Source organism: Streptosporangium sp. NBC_01810, from assembly GCF_035917355.1.
GTDB lineage: Bacteria > Actinomycetota > Actinomycetes > Streptosporangiales > Streptosporangiaceae > Streptosporangium.
Genome location: NZ_CP109070.1, coordinates 7397984 through 7415318, shown reverse-complemented (window position 1 = coordinate 7415318; position 17335 = coordinate 7397984). Strand labels below are relative to the sequence as shown.

Genomic DNA, 17335 nt, shown 5'->3' with positions numbered 1-17335 from the left:
CACCACGGGAGCGGCGCCCGGCCGGCGACGGCCGGGCGAGCCGCTGGGAGGGCGGCGGGGACGGCTGCGGGGCGGAACGGGCCCGGCGGCGCCGGGTCAGGAGTGACCGAGCGGCTCGGAGGCCGTATCGTCCACCGATCCGGTCAGGTCGGGTTCCGAGATGTGCTCGGCGGTGTCGTACGAGAGGTCGTCAAGGATCGGCGAGGTCGGCTCGACCTGGTGCGGCAGCACCGCGGCCTCGGAGTGCGCGCCACAGCCGTGGTCGGCGGCGACCACCCGCCCGTCGTCGGGGGCGTACTCGTTCGCGCAGACGCCGAAGCCGGTGCGCAGCGCGCCCGCGAGCGGCCAGTAGAAACCGCAGGTGGAGCACTGGGCGGGAGCGGCATGCGCGAGCGGGGTGTGCGGCCCCGACTCGCCGGAGTGCCAGCGCCGCACGGCTCGGTCGCGGCCGATCGGGGAGAGCACCCGGGCCCGGCCGAGGCCGTACTCGAAGATCATCTGATGGTCGGAGTCGTCATCGGTCTCGGTGAAGCCCGGCGCGAGCCGGTCATCGTCCTCCGAGGTGGGCAGCAGGTCGCCCACTCCGAGGTCACCCGGGCGGAGCCGATCGCTCCAGGGCACCCACTGCGGCGGCATCAGCGCACCCGTCCCAGGCAGGAGCACGACCTCGCTGACCGTCACGTTGCGCGCCCGCGAGGCGCGGGCGACGGTGACGGCCCAGCGCCAGCCGCGGTAGGCGCGGTCGAGGCAGGCGAAGTAGTGGGTGACGACACGGTCGCCCTCGCCCTCGACCCCGAGGTGATCGCCCACGTCGCCCGGCCTGATGTTCTCCTCGACAGCGGCGCGGGCCAGGTCGACGGCCGCGACGCACGCCTGGTCAAGGACCACGGCGCGGGATCGAGTCCGACTCATGAGTCGTCTCCCGTCAGCCTCGCAGCACGTCGGCCGCTGTCCCTACTGGCTAGCTCGCTCACTGCGCTCACAGTTCATTCTCACCCATGACCGGAGCGAACGGCACCGTGGACTCCCGTTCACCCGGGGAGTGACCTGGCGCACCGGACAACTCACCCGCCCTTCGGGTATGACTGATACGTGGCAGCTAGGTGGGAGCGGGTTCGACAGACGGTGCGTGACGCCTCGCGGCAGGTCGGCAGGTCGGCCGCCGCCGCGGGCCGGGTCGGCGCGCGCGCCGGCCGGGCAGGCGCGCGCGCGGGCCGGGGCACGGGCCGGGCGACGACGCGGGCGGCCCTGGGCGCGGTCAGCGGCACCCAGCGGGTGGGCAGGGCCGCGCGGCGGCTGACCCATGCCCAGGGCGCGGGCCGCACCGGGCTGGGCCAGCTGATCGAACTGACCGCCGCGCACAGCGCGGGTGATGCCCTGGTCACCGCGGCCCTGGCCGGGACGCTCTTCAAGCTCCCGGTGAACGAGGCCCGCGGCCAGGTCGCCCTCTACCTGCTGATCACGATGATCCCGTTCGTGGTGGTCGCGCCGTTCGTCGGCCCGGTCCTCGACCGGTTCCGCTCGGGACGGCGCTTCGTGATGGCCGGCACCCTCTTCGGCCGCGGGCTGCTCTGCTTCGCGATGGCGGCGGCGATCGTCCCCTCCGACGTGTTCACCATCTTCCCGGCGGCGCTGGCCGTGCTGGTGCTGTCGAAGGCCTACAGCGTCTCCCGTGCGGCGATCATGCCGAGCGTGCTGCCCGCGGACATCGCGCTGGTCACGGCCAACGCGAGGGTCGCCCTGTTCGCGCTGGTCACGGCAGGCATCGCGGTGCCGGTCGGCGCGGGCGTCAGCGCCTGGCTCGGCGCCGAATGGGTGCTGCGCGGGGCGACCGTGCTCTTCCTGCTCCAGGGCGTGCTGGCCATACGGCTTCCGCGCCACGTCGACTCCCCCGATCTGGAGGAACTGGCCGAGGGCGACGAGGAGCGGCCGCACCGCTGGCGCACGATGCTGAACGTGGGCCCGGTGGTGGCCGAGGCGATGTGGGCCAACGTGGCCATCCGCCTCTACTCCGGGTTCCTCCTGTTCTACCTGCTCTTCCTCGTGCAGGACAGGAACCTGCCGGGCCTTCCGCCGGCGGTCGCCATCGGCGTGCTGGCCGTGGCCGCCGGTGTCGGCGGGCTGGCGGGCACGGCCGTGGCCTCCTGGGTGCGTAACCACTCCCCACAGGTCATCGTGCTGGCCACGCTCGCGGTGACGAGCACGGTCACGGTGCTGGCCGCCGTCGTCTTCCAGCTGTGGAGCGCGGTGGCGGTCGCGCTGGTGGCCGCGTTCGCCCAGGGCCTGGGCAAGCTCGCGCTGGACGCGATCGTGCAGCGCGAGATCGGCGAGGAGGTGCGCTCGTCCACGTTCGGGGTGGTGGAGGCCTTCCTGCAGATCTCGTGGGTGCTGGGCGGCCTGGTCGGACTGCTGCTGTCGCTGTTCGCCGGCGGATCGGCCGGGCTGGCCCTGATGACCGTGGTGCTGGCGGGCTCGCTCGGCTGGCTGCTGGTCCGTCGCCGCAGGCGGGTCAGGGAGGTGGACGCCAGGGTCGAGGCCGCAAGAGGCCCGGCCTCCTCCCCCTCGGGGCCCCGCCCCGCCGGAGGCGGGGAGCGGTTCTCCCGGGACGGGGTCTCCGCGGAGTGGGTCAGGCCACGGTCCGCGGGGACGGCCACAACGGTCGTGCGGCATGAGGACGCCCCCACGGAGAAGCGGACCAGACCGCTGACCTCCCCCCACGGCTGAGCCGCGAAGCGGGCAGGCGGTCGGCGGGCTGTCAGTCGTCCAGGTCGTCGGCCACCGCCCGGAGCACGGCGGCGATCTTCTTCGCGTGCGTGGCCTCGGGGTGCTTGCCCTTCTGGTACGACGTGGAGACCGTGTCCAGCAGCTTGATCAGGTCTTCCACGATGACGACCATCTCGTCGGGCTTCTTACGCTTGCCCTTGGGCTTGGCGGTCTTGGCGAGCGTGGGGGGCTGGTCGATCACTCGAACCGAGAGCGCCTGCTGGCCGCGGCGCCCCTCGGCCACACCGAACTCGACCTTCTGGCCCGGCTTGAGGGATTCCACGCCGGAGGGCAGCGCGGAAGAATGCACGAAGACCTCACCGCCGTCGTCGCGGGTGAGGAAACCGAAACCCTTGTCGGCGTCGTACCACTTGACCTTGCCACTCGGCACAGGGGTGACCTCGTTCAGACTGTCGTGAAAAGGAATGGATGTAGGTTATGCCCAGCGGACGCCGAGAGCGACCGTGTATTGGGGCCCGAATTACACAAGAGCCGTGGGAGTTCGCCAGCTGTCGAACCATTCGGTGAACTCGGTCAGATCACCCAGGATCACATCCGCTCCGTGATCACGCAGTTCCCCCGCCGGGTAGACGCCCGTTGCCACCGCCACGCTGACGGCTCCTCCCGCTCGCGCCGCCTCGATGTCCGCGACGTGATCTCCAACATAGGCGGCGGCGCCGAAAGTCGCGAGCGCGGGCCCCTTCGCCGCCCCGAAGACCGATCCGACGAGCTCGTCCACCTCCAGGCCGAGGAACTCGACGGTGTGCGCCGCGTCACGGGCGTTCTTCCCCGTCACCACGGTGACCCTGCCCCCGGCCCGCCGTACGGCGTCGACCGCCTCGCGCGCGCCGGGCATGAGAGTGGTGACGGGAACCGCAATCGACGGGTACAGCCGCCGGTAGACGTCGGCTGCCGCGGGGACCTCGGCGGCGGGCATCCAATTGGCCAGTTCCCATTCCAGCGGTGGCCCCAGCCTGGCCAGCACGGCGACGCTGTCGATGAAGAAGCCGGTACGCAGCGCCACCTCGTCGTAAACGGCGGCGATGCCCGCACGCGTGTCGGCAAGCGTCAGATCGAGGTCAAATCCCACCGAGTTCATCGGGTCACTCACCGCTCCTTGTCGGCTACTCGAAGAGGATTCTCCGAGAAGCCCTCAAAGAATGCCAAATCCCCCTAAATATGGCCAATCCCAGGTGTTGTACATGACGCCGCCCACTGTAGAACCCTTCACCGGAAGGATTTACTTATCCGCCGACAAACGGTCCCTCCCCGGACGGTTCCGCTGAGCGCCCGACGGCCTGCACACCCCCCTCGGCGAGCCGGTCGGCGTGCCCTCGCAACGAGCCTGGACCGGTGCGGTGCGACCCGGCGTGGTCGGCACTGGATAGGGTCATGATGGAGGTATCGGCAGAGAAATGACCAGATCAACGCGCGAACGGATCATCGACGAATCCCTGCGGCTGTTCGCCGAACGAGGCTACTCGGCAACCTCGGTGGCCGAGATCGAGGCCGCCTCCGGGCTGTCACCGGGCGCCGGGGGTCTCTACCGGCACTTCAAGTCCAAGTACGAGGTGCTGGCCGCGGCGGTGAACGAGCACGCGGCCAGAACACGGGCGCAGATCGCCGAGACCCTGGCCGAACTCAGCGTCGTCGACACCTCGGCCGAGGTCGAGGAGCGGCTGGCCCACCTGTGCAGGGCCGGGCTGGCCAAGGTCCGCGAGGAGAGAGACCTCACCCGCGTCTTCTTCCGCGACCTGAGCCAGTTCCCCGAGCTGGTCGCGACCGTACGCGAAGGCCTCCTACAGCCCATGTTCGACGCGATCACCACCTGGTTCCGCGCCCAGCCCGAATACGCCGGGGCCGATGTCGACTGGCCCGCCATCGGTGCCGTGCTCGGCGGGGCGGTGATCCATTACCGGCTGTTCGAGGAGACCGTGGGCGAACCCCCCGGCCGCGCGGAGCGCGACCGTTTCGTCGCCTCCTGGGTGCGCCTCGCGCTCGGCCTGCTGCCCCGCTCGGCGATCCAGGCCATCGGCTGAGAGACCCGGCATCCAGGCCATCGGCTGAGAGACCCGGCGCGGGCCGCGGAACGCGGTCTTCCCTCGTAGCCCGGCCGAGAGGGGTCACCTGCCTCCCCTCCCCGTGGTGACCTCGGGATCGAGCAGGCGGTAGGCCAGCCAGAAGACACCCCATGCCGCGCCCAGCAGGAACATGAACCCGCTGATGGCGAAGAACTCCTCCACCACGGTGCCGAGGTCGTTCCTGGCCCGGACGAGGGCGACCAGGCCACCACCGAGGGTGTAGCTCACGATCGGAGCGGCCATCGCGAGAGCCTTGTCAGAGGTGTGCCAGCTCTGACAGGTGGTCACCACGAGCACCGCGACGGCCCAGACCAGCACCGGGATCCGGAAGATCGCGATCGGGGCGAGCGGGAGGAGGATCAGCAGCCCGGCCAGGGCGAGCAGGCCCAGGCCGACCGTCTCGCGCCGGTGGCTCAGCAGGATCGTCCGGGGGTCCCGCGCGGCGAGGGTGACCTCCTCTCCCGACCGACCCGGGCTCCACCGCCCCTCTCCCGACCGACCCGGGCTCCACCGCCCCTCTCCCGACCGACCCGGGCTCCACCGCCCCTCTCCCGACCGACCCAGGCTCCGCCGACCCGGCCAACCCCGCTGACCACGTAACCGCCGCCTGGCCAGCCGCTCCTCTGCCTTCCGTATGCCCCTGGCCACGCCGGGCGGCAACCCGGGCCGTGCCACCGCGCCCTCCGGCCCTTCACCCGGTGCTTCCGACGACGACGTCTCTTCCGCCGACTCCGGTCGAGCCGCTCCCGATGCCTCGGGTGCCGCCGGTGCGGCCTCCTGACGCCCCCGCCCCTCTGCTTCCGGCGGCGAGGGATCCCGTATGAGCGGTATCTCCTCGGTCGGCGGATCGCTCTCCACCTCGTCCTCCCACTCGTCTGAACCGTCGCCGGGCACTGCCGGCCCGTCCTCGTCGTCTCCGGTGGTGGCCGAGGACGACGGTGAGAGGCCGTGATCCTCCTGCCCCGCCTCGCGAGGGGGCGGGGCGGCATCCGGGGAACCCCCCGTCGAGGCGTACGGATGCCCCCGCACGGCTCTGCGAGGAGCGGGGACGCCGAGATCGCCAGGCGCGCGCCCGGCGGGACCCGCCGGATCGGAATCGGGGGCGGAATCGTCCGGTGTGGGCGCGGCGAGGGGCACGACGGGAGTGACGACGCCCCCGGCCCGGAAGGGCGGCTGGACGCCCAGGCGGCGCAGCTCGCGGCGGACCAGCACGGCGGGGTCACCGAACCGGGCCAGCACCCTCTCCACGACGACCGGGTCGTCCGTCCCCGCCCGCTCGGCGTCGATCCGCCTGCGCAGCACCGCGACGAAGTTGATCCGCTGTCTCGGCTGCAGCACGCCGTGGGCGGCGTCGGCCGCCTTGCTGACGTAGTCCAGGACGAGCTGGTCGGCACGCTCGATCACGCTGGCCATCCTCTCTCGACATCGCCTCGCTCGTGAGCTTCTTCCCCCATTCACCCCCCATCACATGATCGATTCAGGCCCTTCGTGTGATCACGGAATTCACTCAGGCGGCACGATGTCGGTCAAGCCTCTTACCATTGACGGAATGAGCACGGAGTTCACCGAGTGGCTGCGCAGCCAGAGCGACGATCGGTTGCGGGCTCTCGTCTCCGTACGCCCCGAGCTCATCACCCCCGTGCCCGCGCATCTGGAGGGGCTGGCCGGGCGGGCCGGCAGCCCGTCGGCGGTGGGCAGGGCGCTCGACCGGCTCGATCGGTTCACGCTCGCGGTCATGGAGACGCTGGTCGTGCTTCCCGGCCCTGTCCCCTACAGGTCGCTACGCACCCAGATGGCCCGCGCCCTGCCGGGGACGGCCGGGCAGGCGTTTCAGAGCGCGCTCAAGGAGGCCGTCGAGCGGCTGCGCACCATGGCGCTGGTCTACGGACCCGACCGGGCTCTGACCCCGGCCCCCGGTGTGCGGGAGGTGCTGGACGGTCCCGCCGGGCTCGGCCCGCCCGCCGAGGAGGCGTTCCGGCACCATTCCGCCGAGCGGCTGGCCGAGCTGGTCCAGGACGCCGGGGGCGAGGACGGCGACACCAGGGAGGCCCTCGCCGCACTGCTCGGCGATCCGGAGATCGTCGGACGGCTGGTCGAGGAGGTCTCGCCGCAGGCCCGGTCGGCGCTCAACGAGCTGGCCTGGGGTCCGGCCAGTGGCCGGGTGCCCAACGCCCGCCGCGAGGTTCGGGCCGCCACCGCGAAGTCGCCGATCGAGCAGCTCCTCTCCCGCGCGCTGCTGGCCGCCACCGGCGAGGAGACCGTGGTGCTGCCCCGCGAGGTCGCGCTGTTCCTGCGCGACGGCCGGATCCACCGGGACCTGTCCCCCCTCCCGCCCGCGACCGGGGGCACCGAGCCCGACCAGAGGCTCGCCGACCGCACGGCGGCCGGGCAGGCCTTCACCTTCACCCGCACGGTGGAGGAGCTGTGCGAACGCTGGAGCATCGACCCGCCCGGCGTGCTCCGTAGCGGCGGCCTGGCCGTGCGCGATCTCAAACGGGTCGCGACCCTGCTCGACCAGCCCGAATGGGTGGCGGGGCTGATCATCGAGGTGTGCTACGCGGCGGGGCTGGTCGCGGCGAGCGGCGCGGTCGACGGGGAGTGGATGCCCACCCCCGGCTACGACGGCTGGCGGGTGAAGGCCACCGAGGACCGCTGGGCCGTACTGGCCACCGCCTGGCTCACCATGGACCGGGTGCCGGGGGTCATCGGCGAGCGTGACGAGCGTGACCGGCTGCTCAACGCCCTCCATCCCGACCTACGCCGCGCCGCCGCCGCCGAGGTGCGCGCCACCACCCTGGCCATGCTCGCCTCGACGCCGGGGGTGGCCCCCACTCTCGACGCGGTACGGATGCGTCTGGCCTGGGAACAGCCCCGCCGTCGCGGCGGCCAGCGCGACCAGTTGGTGGAGTTCACGCTGCGCGAGGCCGAGCAGATCGGCGTCACCGGCCTCGGACTGCTCTCCGGCCACGGTCGAGCCCTGCTTCCCGAGGCCCTCGACGGCCCCGACGTCTCCGGTGACCCCGGCATCCCCGGCGGGGGCCGTGCCGCCTCGGCCGCCCGCCTGCTGCTCCCGCTGCTGCCCGAGCCGCTTGATCACGTGCTCCTGCAGGCCGACCTGACCGCCGTCGCCCCCGGTCCGCTCACCGGTGACCTGAGACGGTGGCTGGCGCTGGCGGCCGAGGTGGAGTCGACCGGCGGTGCGACGGTCTACCGCTTCGACGAGCGGTCGATCCGGCGGGCGCTGGACTCCGGGCAGGGCGCCGAGGAGATGCTGGCCATGCTGGAGCGCCACTCGACCACGCCGGTGCCGCAACCGCTCAGCTACCTGGTCACCGATGTGGCCCGGCGCCACGGCCGGATGCGCGTCGGCACGGCGAGCGCGTACGTGCGATGCGACGACTCCTCGCTGCTGGACGAGGTGATGGCCGACAGGCGGGCGATCCCGCTACGGCTGCGGCGGCTCGCCCCCACGGTGATCGCTTCCAAGTCTTCCCGGCCGACGCTGGTCGACTCGCTGCGCGCGATGGGTTACGCCCCGGCCGCGGAGTCCCTCGACGGCGACGTGATCATCACCCAGCTCGACGTCCGCAGGACCGAGAGCACCCTGGCGGTCCGCGCCCCGGTCACGTTCGGCGGCCCCGAGGCCGACATGGTGGCGGCCGCCGTCCGCGCCGTACGCGCGGGTGACGCCGCCCACCAGGCCCGCAGGGCCCCGGTGGCCGCCCCCGGCGGCCAGGTGCCGCGCTCCCCCGCCACCTCCACGATCGTCGCCCTGCGCGAGGCCATCCGGCAGGGGTCGCAGGTCTGGATCGGTTACCTCGACTCCCAGGGCAACGCCACCAGCCGGATCCTCGAACCGGCCCGGATGGAGGGCGGCTATCTCACCGCCTACGACGAGACGCGGGCGGCGGTGCACCGCTTCGCCCTGCACCGCATCACCGGCATCGCCGACATCGCCTGAGATGTCCTTGGCGGGTCCGGCCGGGATCGGGAACGGCCCCGGTGTGCCGGGGAAGGCCACGGGGTATTCTCGATCTCGGGATGGGACCGCCGCGAGATCGGTCATCTGTCCGGCGGGGCCGCGTCGCTCGCCGGGGCGCGAGGGCCCCTGCAGTCTCATCCTGGCCCTAGCTGCCGGAATGCGACCGAGTCCAGTCGCCAATGGCGCACGGCTCACGACCCATATCGTGATATCTGTTGATGTTCCGAGCTCCACAGAAGCGAGAGATCCACAGTGAGCAGCGGTCACTCCGAAGGCCCCAGCACCAACCCGGACGACTGGAAGAGCCCTTACAGCACGGGCCCCGGTCAGGCCCCCGGCTATGGACAGCAACCTCACGGCCACGAGCAGCCGCAGCAGGGGCACCGGCCCGACCACTCCCAGCCGTCCGGCTACGGCCAGGTGCCCGGCTACCAGGCTCCCGGCTACGGGCAACCAGGCTACGGCGAACCCGGCTACGGGCAACCAGGCTACGTCGAGCAGCCCTACGGGCAGGGTTACGGCGAGCCCGGCTACGGTCAGGGCTACGGACAGCCCGGCTACGGTCAGGGCTACGGCGCACCCCCGTATCGCAACACCGAGGGTGTCAGGACCCACGCGATCGTCGCCCTGGTCATCAGCATCGTGCTCGCGCTGAGCTGCTACGTGAGCCTCGGCGGCCTGGCCGGCGCCATCCTGTCGGGCATCGCCCTGGGTAAGGTCGACACCGACCCCCGAGGCGCCAGGAACCTGCTCAAGTGGACCTGGATCAGCATCGGCATCAACGTCGGGCTGATCATCCTGGGCGTGGCCGCCTTCATCATCGCCGGCATCAACGGCGCCTTCGACTGAACGCTCCCGGGATCGCCGCCACCGTGCCGGCGGGACCGGGTCACGGCTTGTGATCACGGCTTGTGATCACGGCTTGCGATCGCGCACGGGTATCGTGGCCGACCGGGCGGGCGAAGAAGGGTGACCTCGGGCGGCCGTACGCGCGACGGCCGGGCGGTGAGATCGATCACGCCGGACGGGGCGCGGGACTGCCTGGGCGTTTCCGCCCGTTGACACAGGAGACGTGGAGCGGGGCGCACCCGCGAGTGCGACCATGACCTGATCCGCCGTAACCCACAGTGACCATAGGGAGAAGTCTGTGACTGACGGACCACTGATCGTCCAATCGGACAAGACCCTGCTCCTTGAGGTCGATCACGAGAAGGCCGGGGAGTGCCGCAAGGCGATCGCCCCGTTCGCGGAACTGGAGCGCGCGCCCGAGCACGTGCACACCTACCGCGTCACCCCCCTGGCACTGTGGAACGCGCGGGCCGCCGGGCACGACGCCGAGCAGGTGATCGACGCGCTGATCGCCTACAGCCGCTACCCCGTGCCGCACGCGCTGCTGGTCGACGTCGCCGAGACGATGTCGCGGTACGGCAGGCTCCGCCTGGAGAAGCACCCCGTCCACGGGCTGATCCTGACCAGCACCGACAGGGCGGTGCTGGAGGAGGTACTGCGCTCCAAGAAGATCCAGCCACTGCTGGGCGAGCGGCTGACCGGCGACGGCGTGGCGGTGCACCCGAGCGAGCGCGGCAACATCAAGCAGCACCTGCTCAAGCTGGGCTGGCCCGCCGAGGACATGGCCGGGTACGTCGACGGTGAGCACCACCCGATCGCGCTCACCGAGGACGGCTGGGAGCTGCGCACCTACCAGCGGGAGGCCGCCGAGGCGTTCTGGCACGGCGGCTCCGGCGTGGTCGTGCTCCCCTGCGGCGCGGGCAAGACGATCGTGGGTGCGGCGGCGATGGCACAGGCCAAGGCGACGACGCTGATCCTGGTGACCAACACGGTCTCGGCGCACCAGTGGAAGCAGGAGCTGCTCAAGCGGACCTCGCTGACCGAGGACGAGATCGGCGAGTACACCGGCACGAAGAAGGAGATCCGGCCCGTCACCATCGCCACGTACCAGGTGATGACGACCCGCAGGCAGGGTGTCTACCGGCACCTGGAGCTGTTCGACGCCCGCGACTGGGGCCTGGTCGTCTACGACGAGGTGCACCTGCTGCCCGCGCCGATCTTCCGGATGACCGCCGACCTGCAGGCCAGGCGGCGGGTGGGCCTGACCGCGACGCTCGTGCGCGAGGACGGCCGCGAAGGCGACGTGTTCTCCCTGATCGGCCCCAAACGGTACGACGCGCCGTGGAGGGAGATGGAGAACCAGGGCTGGATCGCCCCGGCCGACTGCGTCGAGGTGCGGGTGACCCTGACCGACGGCGAGCGGCTGGCCTACGCGATGGCCGAGTCCGAGGAGCGCTACCGGTTCTGCGCGACCACACCGTCCAAGACGCGGGTGACCGAGGCGCTGGTCCGGCAGCACCCGGGCGAGCAGGTGCTGGTCATCGGGCAGTACATCGACCAGCTCGACGAGCTGGGCGAGCACCTGAACGCGCCGGTGATCAAGGGGGAGACGAGGATCAAGGAGCGGGAGCGGCTCTTCCAGGCGTTCCGCGACAGGGAGATCCAGGTCCTGGTCGTCTCCAAGGTCGCCAATTTCTCGATCGACCTGCCGGAGGCGGCGGTGGCCATCCAGGTCTCGGGCACCTTCGGGTCGCGGCAGGAGGAGGCGCAGCGGCTCGGCCGGGTGCTCCGGCCGAAGGCCGACGGAGGCGGGGCCCGGTTCTACTCGGTGGTCAGCCGGGACACGGTCGATCAGGATTTCGCCGCCCACCGGCAGCGGTTCCTGGCCGAGCAGGGGTACGCATATCAGATCATCGACGCAGACGACGTGCTCGCCGGAGAATAGCCTCACATGGCGAACACGTCGTCAATTGGTGTCAGGTCCACGAAATCCCGCGGGCCTTCGACAAACAAACCACCCCCTCGCTAGGCCTTGCGGCCACTGGCGACATACCCCCATGATCTTCGGGAGTCACCATGTTCGCCTGGCTTTTTCGCCATTTCACAGGAGAATGACGGAGGGTGTTAGGGTGATTACCGAACGATCAGCCCGCCGGCAAAGAAAACGCTTTCCGCGATCACCCATGTGATCACCGCGGTGGTCATCAGAGCGGTAAAACGATTTTCGTCGCCGCGAATCCGGAGTACCAGCCAGGCACCCGCCGTACAGCAGGCCGCGATCACCGCGAACAGGGCCGATGCCCTGGCCACCCCATCCAGCCGGGCCGCGCATCCCGGGTCCGAGCAGAATGCCTCCGGCCCCCAGCCCGCGAACACCGAAAACCCCCAGAGCACGGCCAGTAGAAGATTGGCGACCGTCGGTATGACCGGGGAGATCCGCACGACCGTCGGGATACCCGCGACCGCCGCGCGCCAGTCCGGTGTTAATCCTTTTGAGACACACGAGGGGCGCCGCTAAGCTGGTCCATTCGCTGCCCGACGACCACCACCTCCGTTTATCGAATGGGAGGCGCTTCAGCGTGCCCACACATCAATTGGCCCCTGACATAGCCGACGATCCCCCCCGGATCCTCGCCGCCGAGCGTGAGCACCTGGCCACCTCCAGAACGGCGCTGCGCGCGATGCGCGAGCACGCCCGGTCCCTCTCCTCCGACGCCGCCGGAGACTGGGTCTCCCAGCAGATCCTGCAGGCGCTGCTGGATCAGCGGGTCGCGGCGCTCGCCGACCACTCGGGCACGCCCCTGTTCTTCGGCCGTCTCGACCGCCAGGCGGGCGACGATCTTCCCGGCACGGTCTACGTCGGGCGCAGGCACGTCCACGACGACCGCAGCCGCCCCCTGGTGATCGACTGGCGCGCCCCTGTCTCACGGGCCTTCTACCAGGCCAGCCCGTCCGATCCGATGCGTGTCGTGCTGCGCCGCCGGTTCGGCTACCAGCGCGGCGATCTGACCGCCTACGAGGACGAGCGCCTCGACCAGGGCGGCACCGCCCTGGCCCAGAGCAGGATCCTCACCGAGGAGATCGAGCGCCCCCGCTCGGGACCGATGCGCGACATCGTCGCGACGATCCAGCCCGACCAGGACGAGATCGTCCGCTCCGAACTGGGCCGGACGGTGTGCGTCCAAGGCGCCCCCGGCACCGGGAAGACCGCCGTCGGCCTGCACCGGGCCGCCTACCTGCTCTTCACGCACCGCGAGCGGCTCGCCAGGTCGGGCGTGATGATCGTCGGCCCGAACCGGGCGTTCCTCTCCTACATCTCCTCGGTCCTCCCCGCACTGGGCGAGGTCAAGGTCGACCAGACCACGGTCGCCGGGCTCCTCGGCGACCACTCCGCGCCCGAGGACCCCGCGGTCGGCGCGCTCAAGGGCGACGCGCGGATCGTCGGCGTACTGCGGCGTGCCCTGTGGGCGCATGTCGTCAAGCCCACCGAGGGCGTGCTGTTCACCAAGGGGATCAACCGCTACCGGGTGGCGGACCACGAGGTTCGCGAGATCGTCGCCTCGCTCCGCGGCACCACCCGCTACGGTCCGGGGCGCGCGACGCTCGCCCAGCGTCTCGCCCACCTGGTGCTCGTCCGAATGGAGCAGCGCGGCGAGTCTCCCGACGACCGGGTGCAGGACGCGGTCGCCAGGTCCAAGCCGGTCCGGCAGCTCGTGGACGCGGTCTGGCCCAAGCTGACCCCGCAGCAGGTGCTCCACCGGCTGTTCAGCGACCCCGACTTCCTCGCCGCCGCCGCCAAGGACGACCTCACGGCCGCCGAGCGGTCTCTGCTGCTCTGGCCCAAGCCTGCCAAATCCTTCCGCTCGGCGAAGTGGTCGGCGGCCGACGGCGCGCTGATGGACGAGCTGGGCGACATGATCGAGCGGACCGTCCCGCTTGGCCACCTGGTCGTGGACGAGGCCCAGGACCTGTCGGCGATGCAGCTGCGGGCCCTCGGGCGGCGCTGCCGCACCGGCTCCGCCACGGTCTTGGGCGACCTCGCCCAGGGCACCACTCCCTGGTCCGCCCGGTCCTGGACGGACGTCCTGCGACATCTGGGCTTCGAGGACGGCGCCGTCACCGAGCTGACCCTCGGCTTCCGGGTGCCCCGCGAGGTCCTCGACTACGCGGCCAGGCTGCTGCCCTCCATCGCCCCGGATCTGGCCGCCCCCCGTTCACTGCGCCCCGGCGCGGGCTCCCTGTCGGTGCGGCCGACGCCCGACCTGGCCGCGTCGCTGGCCCATGCCGCGCGGGAGGCGCTCGCCCGCGAGGGGTCGATCGGCGTCATCGTCCCGGACGCCTCGGTGGGTGCCGCGTCCGAGGCCCTGTCCCACCTGGATCATCGGGTGCTGAGCCCCGACACGGTCGAGGACCACCGTCTCCTGGTCATCCCGGCGACTTTGGCCAAGGGCCTGGAGTACGACCACGTGATCGTGGCCGAGCCCGCCGACATCGTCGACGCCGAACCCCGCGGCCTGGCCCGCCTGTATGTGGTCCTGACCCGGGCCGTCACCTCACTGACCGTCCTGCACGCCCGGGAGCTTCCCGCCCAGCTCGCTGGATGACCGTCTGATCGGCGAAAGCCCGCGACTCCGCGCGGCGGCTGCCTGATCGAATGCCGCAGCTCACGGTCTCTCCGGCGACGGCCGTCAGAACACCCCCTGCGGGGACATGCGACGACAAGCGACGGACGACGTCTCGGGAAAACACATAAAAGAGGCGACCCCGAGAGCTCGGGGTCGCCTCTTTTATGTGAAAGCGGTTGGACTTAGAAGTCCATGTCGCCGCCGCCGGGCATGGCGGGGGCGGCTCCGGCCTTCTCGGGCTTCTCGGCGATGACGGCCTCGGTGGTGAGGAACAGCGCCGCGATGGACGCCGCGTTCTGCAGGGCGGAACGCGTCACCTTGGCCGGGTCGATGATGCCCGTCTCGAACAGGTTGACGTACTCGCCGGTGGCGGCGTTGAGGCCCTCACCCGGGGGAAGGTTACGCACCTTCTCCACGACGACGCCGCCCTCAAGGCCGGCGTTGACGGCGATCTGCTTCAGCGGCTCCTCAAGGGCCTTCCTGACGATCGCGGCGCCGGTGGCCTCGTCACCGAAGAGCTCCAGCTTGTCGAACGCCTTGGCGCCGGCCTGCAGCAGAGCCACGCCACCGCCGGGAACGATGCCCTCCTCGACGGCCGCCTTCGCGTTGCGAACGGCGTCCTCGATGCGGTGCTTGCGCTCCTTGAGCTCGACCTCGGTCGCCGCGCCGGCCTTGATGACGGCCACGCCGCCGGCCAGCTTGGCGAGACGCTCCTGGAGCTTCTCGCGGTCGTAGTCGGAGTCGGTGTTGTCGATCTCGGCGCGGATCTGGTTGACCCGGCCGGCGATCTGCTCGGCGTCGCCGGCACCGTCGACGATGGTGGTCTCGTCCTTGGTGACGATGACCTGACGGGCACGGCCGAGCTGGTCCAGGGTGGTGGACTCCAGCTTGAGGCCGAGGTCCTCGCTGATGACCTGGGCACCGGTGAGGATGCCGATGTCGCCCAGCATGGCCTTGCGACGGTCACCGAAGCCGGGCGCCTTGACGGCGACCGAGCGGAACAGACCGCGGATCTTGTTGACGACCAGGGTGGCCAGGGCCTCGCCCTCGACATCCTCGGCGATGATCAGCAGCGGCTTGCCGGCCTGCACGACCTTGTCGAGAACCGGGAGCAGGTCCTTGTTGGCGGACACCTTGGAGTTGACGACCAGGATGTACGGGTCGTCAAGGACGGCCTCCATACGCTCCGGGTCGGTCACGAAGTACATCGAGGTGAGGCCCTTGTCGAAGCGCATGCCCTCGGTGAGCTCAAGCTCAAGGCCGAAGGTGTTGCTCTCCTCGACGGTGATGACGCCTTCCTTGCCGACCTTGTCCATCGCCTCGGCGATCATCTCGCCGATCTGCGGGTCGCCCGCGGAGATGGATGCGGTGGAGGCGATCTGCGCCTTCGTCTCCACGTCCTTGGCCAGCTTGGACAGCTCCTCCGACACGCGCTCGACGGCGGCCTCGATGCCCTTCTTCAGGGACATCGGGTTGGCGCCGGCGGCGACGTTGCGGAGACCCTCGCGTACGAGAGCCTGAGCGAGCACGGTGGCGGTGGTGGTGCCGTCACCCGCGACGTCATCGGTCTTCTTGGCGACCTCCTTGACGAGCTCGGCCCCGATCTTCTCCCACGGGTCTTCGAGCTCGATCTCCTTCGCAATGGAGACACCATCGTTGGTGATGGTGGGGGCGCCCCACTTCTTCTCCAGAACGACATTTCGGCCCTTGGGGCCGAGGGTCACCTTGACGGCGTCCGCGAGCTGGTTCATGCCACGCTCGAGACCGCGCCTGGCGTCCTCGTTAAACGCGATCATCTTGGCTGCCATACGGCTAGACCTCCCAGAGACAGGGTGGCTTGCACCGGACCGAGCCGACGCCCGCGACGGCATGTGGGCCCACGACTCCGTTCGGTGGGCCCCATCGCCTCGATCCAGGGTTGGCACTCTCTATGTGCGAGTGCCAACAATGTGTTTAGCACTCTACCCTGTCGAGTGCAAGCCACGATCCCTTGACCTGCGCCGCGCCCGAAGCGGACATCCGCTCCGGGCCACGTCAGCGCATGCTCCGCGTCATGTCGGTGTGCGTTCCGCGCAAAGCGAAGGCCCGGCCCGCCGATCGGGGAGGCGAGCCGGACCTAGGGGGTGAGGATCCAGCGGACCGCACTGTCGCGGGATCCACCGGCTCCTCCCGGCGAGTTCACGGGACGGCCGCGTCAGACCGCCCGGACGGACTCCGCCTGGGGGCCCTTCTGCCCTTGGGTGATCTCGAACTCGACCCGCTGGCCCTGCTCGAGTGCACGGTAGCCATCCATCATGATCGCGGAGTAATGGACGAACACATCCTTACCACCGTCTACCGCGATGAAGCCGTAGCCCTTGTCCGCGTTGAACCATTTGACGGTGCCCTGCGCCACTTGCGACTCCTCTTACTGGACTTAAGGACGACGCCCATTCCTCTCGCGAAGTCCTCAATCTCCGGGGCGGACTTCGCCACATCGATCGCCCTCGACCATACCTGTGGGAACCGGTAGGGCAACAGAGTCAAGCACCAAACTAGTTCTTTACAAGAGCATTTAGCGCGAGAACATAGTTTGACTATCACTATTAGTTAGTTAAAGATTACATTATCTTTCCCCCTGGCGAATACCGGCCCGCGCCACAAAGCACGACACCCGCACGCGGCCGGAGCCGGGCGGGTGTCGTGGAGAGGCGTCGCGGGCGCCCCGGGAGGGAAGCCGGGTGCGACCGGGGCGAGTCGGGCAGCGGGCTCAGCCCCCGGCGACCGCCGGGATGATGGAGACCTGGACACCGGAGGGCGTTGCCGTGTCGAGGTTGTCGACGAAACGGACGTCCTCATCTCCCACATAGACGTTGACAAAACGGCGGATCTTACCCGTTTCATCAAAAATTCGGGCGCCGATCCCCGGGAAGTCCGCGTCAAGCTTCTGAAGGACGTCGCGCAGGGTCTCACCTTCTCCGCTCACCTCGGCAGCACCGCCAGTGTAAGTCCGGAGAATCGTCGGAATCCGCACAGAAACGCTCATAATTCAGTAC

The 17335-nt window shown here is 70.3% G+C and carries 14 protein-coding genes; 6 read left to right on the top strand and 8 right to left on the bottom strand.

Going from position 1 to position 17335, the window contains the following annotated elements:
- Positions 1–96: 96 nt before the first annotated feature.
- Entirely contained in the window at positions 97–912 is an 816-nt protein-coding gene (locus OIE13_RS33525; RefSeq protein WP_326829204.1) for a DUF3027 domain-containing protein, read from the bottom strand.
- Positions 913–1092: 180 nt separating this feature from the next.
- Between OIE13_RS33525 and OIE13_RS33520 the strand changes: the two genes are divergently transcribed.
- Positions 1093–2724: an MFS transporter gene (locus tag OIE13_RS33520; protein ID WP_326829203.1), complete on the top strand. Its 1632-nt coding sequence runs from the start codon at positions 1093–1095 to the stop codon at positions 2722–2724.
- A 31-nt stretch (positions 2725–2755) separates the two neighbouring features.
- Here OIE13_RS33520 and OIE13_RS33515 read toward each other — a convergent pair whose 3' ends face one another.
- The gene (locus OIE13_RS33515; protein ID WP_326645501.1) at positions 2756–3154 is read right to left on the bottom strand and encodes a cold-shock protein; all 399 of its coding nucleotides are present in this window, start codon (positions 3152–3154) and stop codon (positions 2756–2758) included.
- 90 nt (positions 3155–3244) lie between these two features.
- Positions 3245–3874 carry an HAD family hydrolase gene (locus OIE13_RS33510; protein WP_326645503.1) on the bottom strand — a complete coding sequence of 210 codons (630 nt, stop codon included), beginning with the start codon at positions 3872–3874 and terminating at the stop codon, positions 3245–3247.
- Between the two features lie 304 nt (positions 3875–4178).
- On the opposite strand from OIE13_RS33510, the gene OIE13_RS33505 reads away from it, so the two are divergent.
- Entirely contained in the window at positions 4179–4802 is a 624-nt protein-coding gene (locus tag OIE13_RS33505) for a TetR/AcrR family transcriptional regulator (protein WP_326645505.1), read from the top strand.
- Between the two features lie 84 nt (positions 4803–4886).
- On the opposite strand, the gene OIE13_RS33500 is transcribed toward OIE13_RS33505, so the two are convergent.
- Entirely contained in the window at positions 4887–6248 is a 1362-nt protein-coding gene (locus OIE13_RS33500) for a hypothetical protein (protein WP_326829202.1), read from the bottom strand.
- A 145-nt stretch (positions 6249–6393) separates the two neighbouring features.
- Between OIE13_RS33500 and OIE13_RS33495 the strand changes: the two genes are divergently transcribed.
- The 3 genes from OIE13_RS33495 to OIE13_RS33485 all read left to right on the top strand — a co-directional run bounded on the left by OIE13_RS33495 (position 6394) and on the right by OIE13_RS33485 (position 11620).
- Complete coding sequence (locus tag OIE13_RS33495) at positions 6394–8805, top strand: helicase C-terminal domain-containing protein (RefSeq protein ID WP_326645508.1); 2412 nt, start codon at positions 6394–6396, stop codon at positions 8803–8805.
- A gap of 273 nt (positions 8806–9078) precedes the next feature.
- Positions 9079–9675, top strand: coding sequence for an MgtC/SapB family protein (locus OIE13_RS33490; protein ID WP_326645509.1), 597 nt, complete (start codon positions 9079–9081; stop codon positions 9673–9675).
- A gap of 298 nt (positions 9676–9973) precedes the next feature.
- Positions 9974–11620, top strand: coding sequence for a DNA repair helicase XPB (locus OIE13_RS33485; RefSeq protein ID WP_326645512.1), 1647 nt, complete (start codon positions 9974–9976; stop codon positions 11618–11620).
- Positions 11621–11808: 188 nt separating this feature from the next.
- Here the strand turns inward: OIE13_RS33485 and OIE13_RS33480 are convergent, their stop codons facing one another.
- Entirely contained in the window at positions 11809–12117 is a 309-nt protein-coding gene (locus tag OIE13_RS33480) for a hypothetical protein (protein WP_326829201.1), read from the bottom strand.
- A 137-nt stretch (positions 12118–12254) separates the two neighbouring features.
- On the opposite strand from OIE13_RS33480, the gene OIE13_RS33475 reads away from it, so the two are divergent.
- The gene (locus OIE13_RS33475) at positions 12255–14279 is read left to right on the top strand and encodes a HelD family protein (RefSeq protein WP_326645515.1); all 2025 of its coding nucleotides are present in this window, start codon (positions 12255–12257) and stop codon (positions 14277–14279) included.
- A gap of 203 nt (positions 14280–14482) precedes the next feature.
- On the opposite strand, the gene groL is transcribed toward OIE13_RS33475, so the two are convergent.
- The 3 genes from groL to OIE13_RS33460 all read right to left on the bottom strand — a co-directional run bounded on the left by groL (position 14483) and on the right by OIE13_RS33460 (position 17325).
- Entirely contained in the window at positions 14483–16108 is a 1626-nt protein-coding gene (gene groL, locus OIE13_RS33470; protein ID WP_326645517.1) for a chaperonin GroEL, read from the bottom strand.
- Positions 16109–16494: 386 nt separating this feature from the next.
- Positions 16495–16695 carry a cold-shock protein gene (locus tag OIE13_RS33465; RefSeq protein WP_012895270.1) on the bottom strand — a complete coding sequence of 67 codons (201 nt, stop codon included), beginning with the start codon at positions 16693–16695 and terminating at the stop codon, positions 16495–16497.
- A 354-nt stretch (positions 16696–17049) separates the two neighbouring features.
- The gene (locus OIE13_RS33460) at positions 17050–17325 is read right to left on the bottom strand and encodes a MoaD/ThiS family protein (protein WP_326645524.1); all 276 of its coding nucleotides are present in this window, start codon (positions 17323–17325) and stop codon (positions 17050–17052) included.
- Between the last annotated feature and the right edge of the window lie 10 nt (positions 17326–17335).

Bases quoted from the DNA above. Each gene is read 5' to 3' on its own strand.
- groL (WP_326645517.1), bottom strand. From the start codon at position 16,108: ATGGCAGCCAAGATGATCGCGTTTAACGAGGACGCCAGGCGCGGTCTC.
- OIE13_RS33495 (WP_326645508.1), top strand. From the start codon at position 6,394: ATGAGCACGGAGTTCACCGAGTGGCTGCGCAGCCAGAGCGACGATCGG.
- OIE13_RS33460 (WP_326645524.1), bottom strand. From the start codon at position 17,325: ATGAGCGTTTCTGTGCGGATTCCGACGATTCTCCGGACTTACACTGGC.
- OIE13_RS33505 (WP_326645505.1), top strand. From the start codon at position 4,179: ATGACCAGATCAACGCGCGAACGGATCATCGACGAATCCCTGCGGCTG.
- OIE13_RS33525 (WP_326829204.1), bottom strand. From the start codon at position 912: ATGAGTCGGACTCGATCCCGCGCCGTGGTCCTTGACCAGGCGTGCGTC.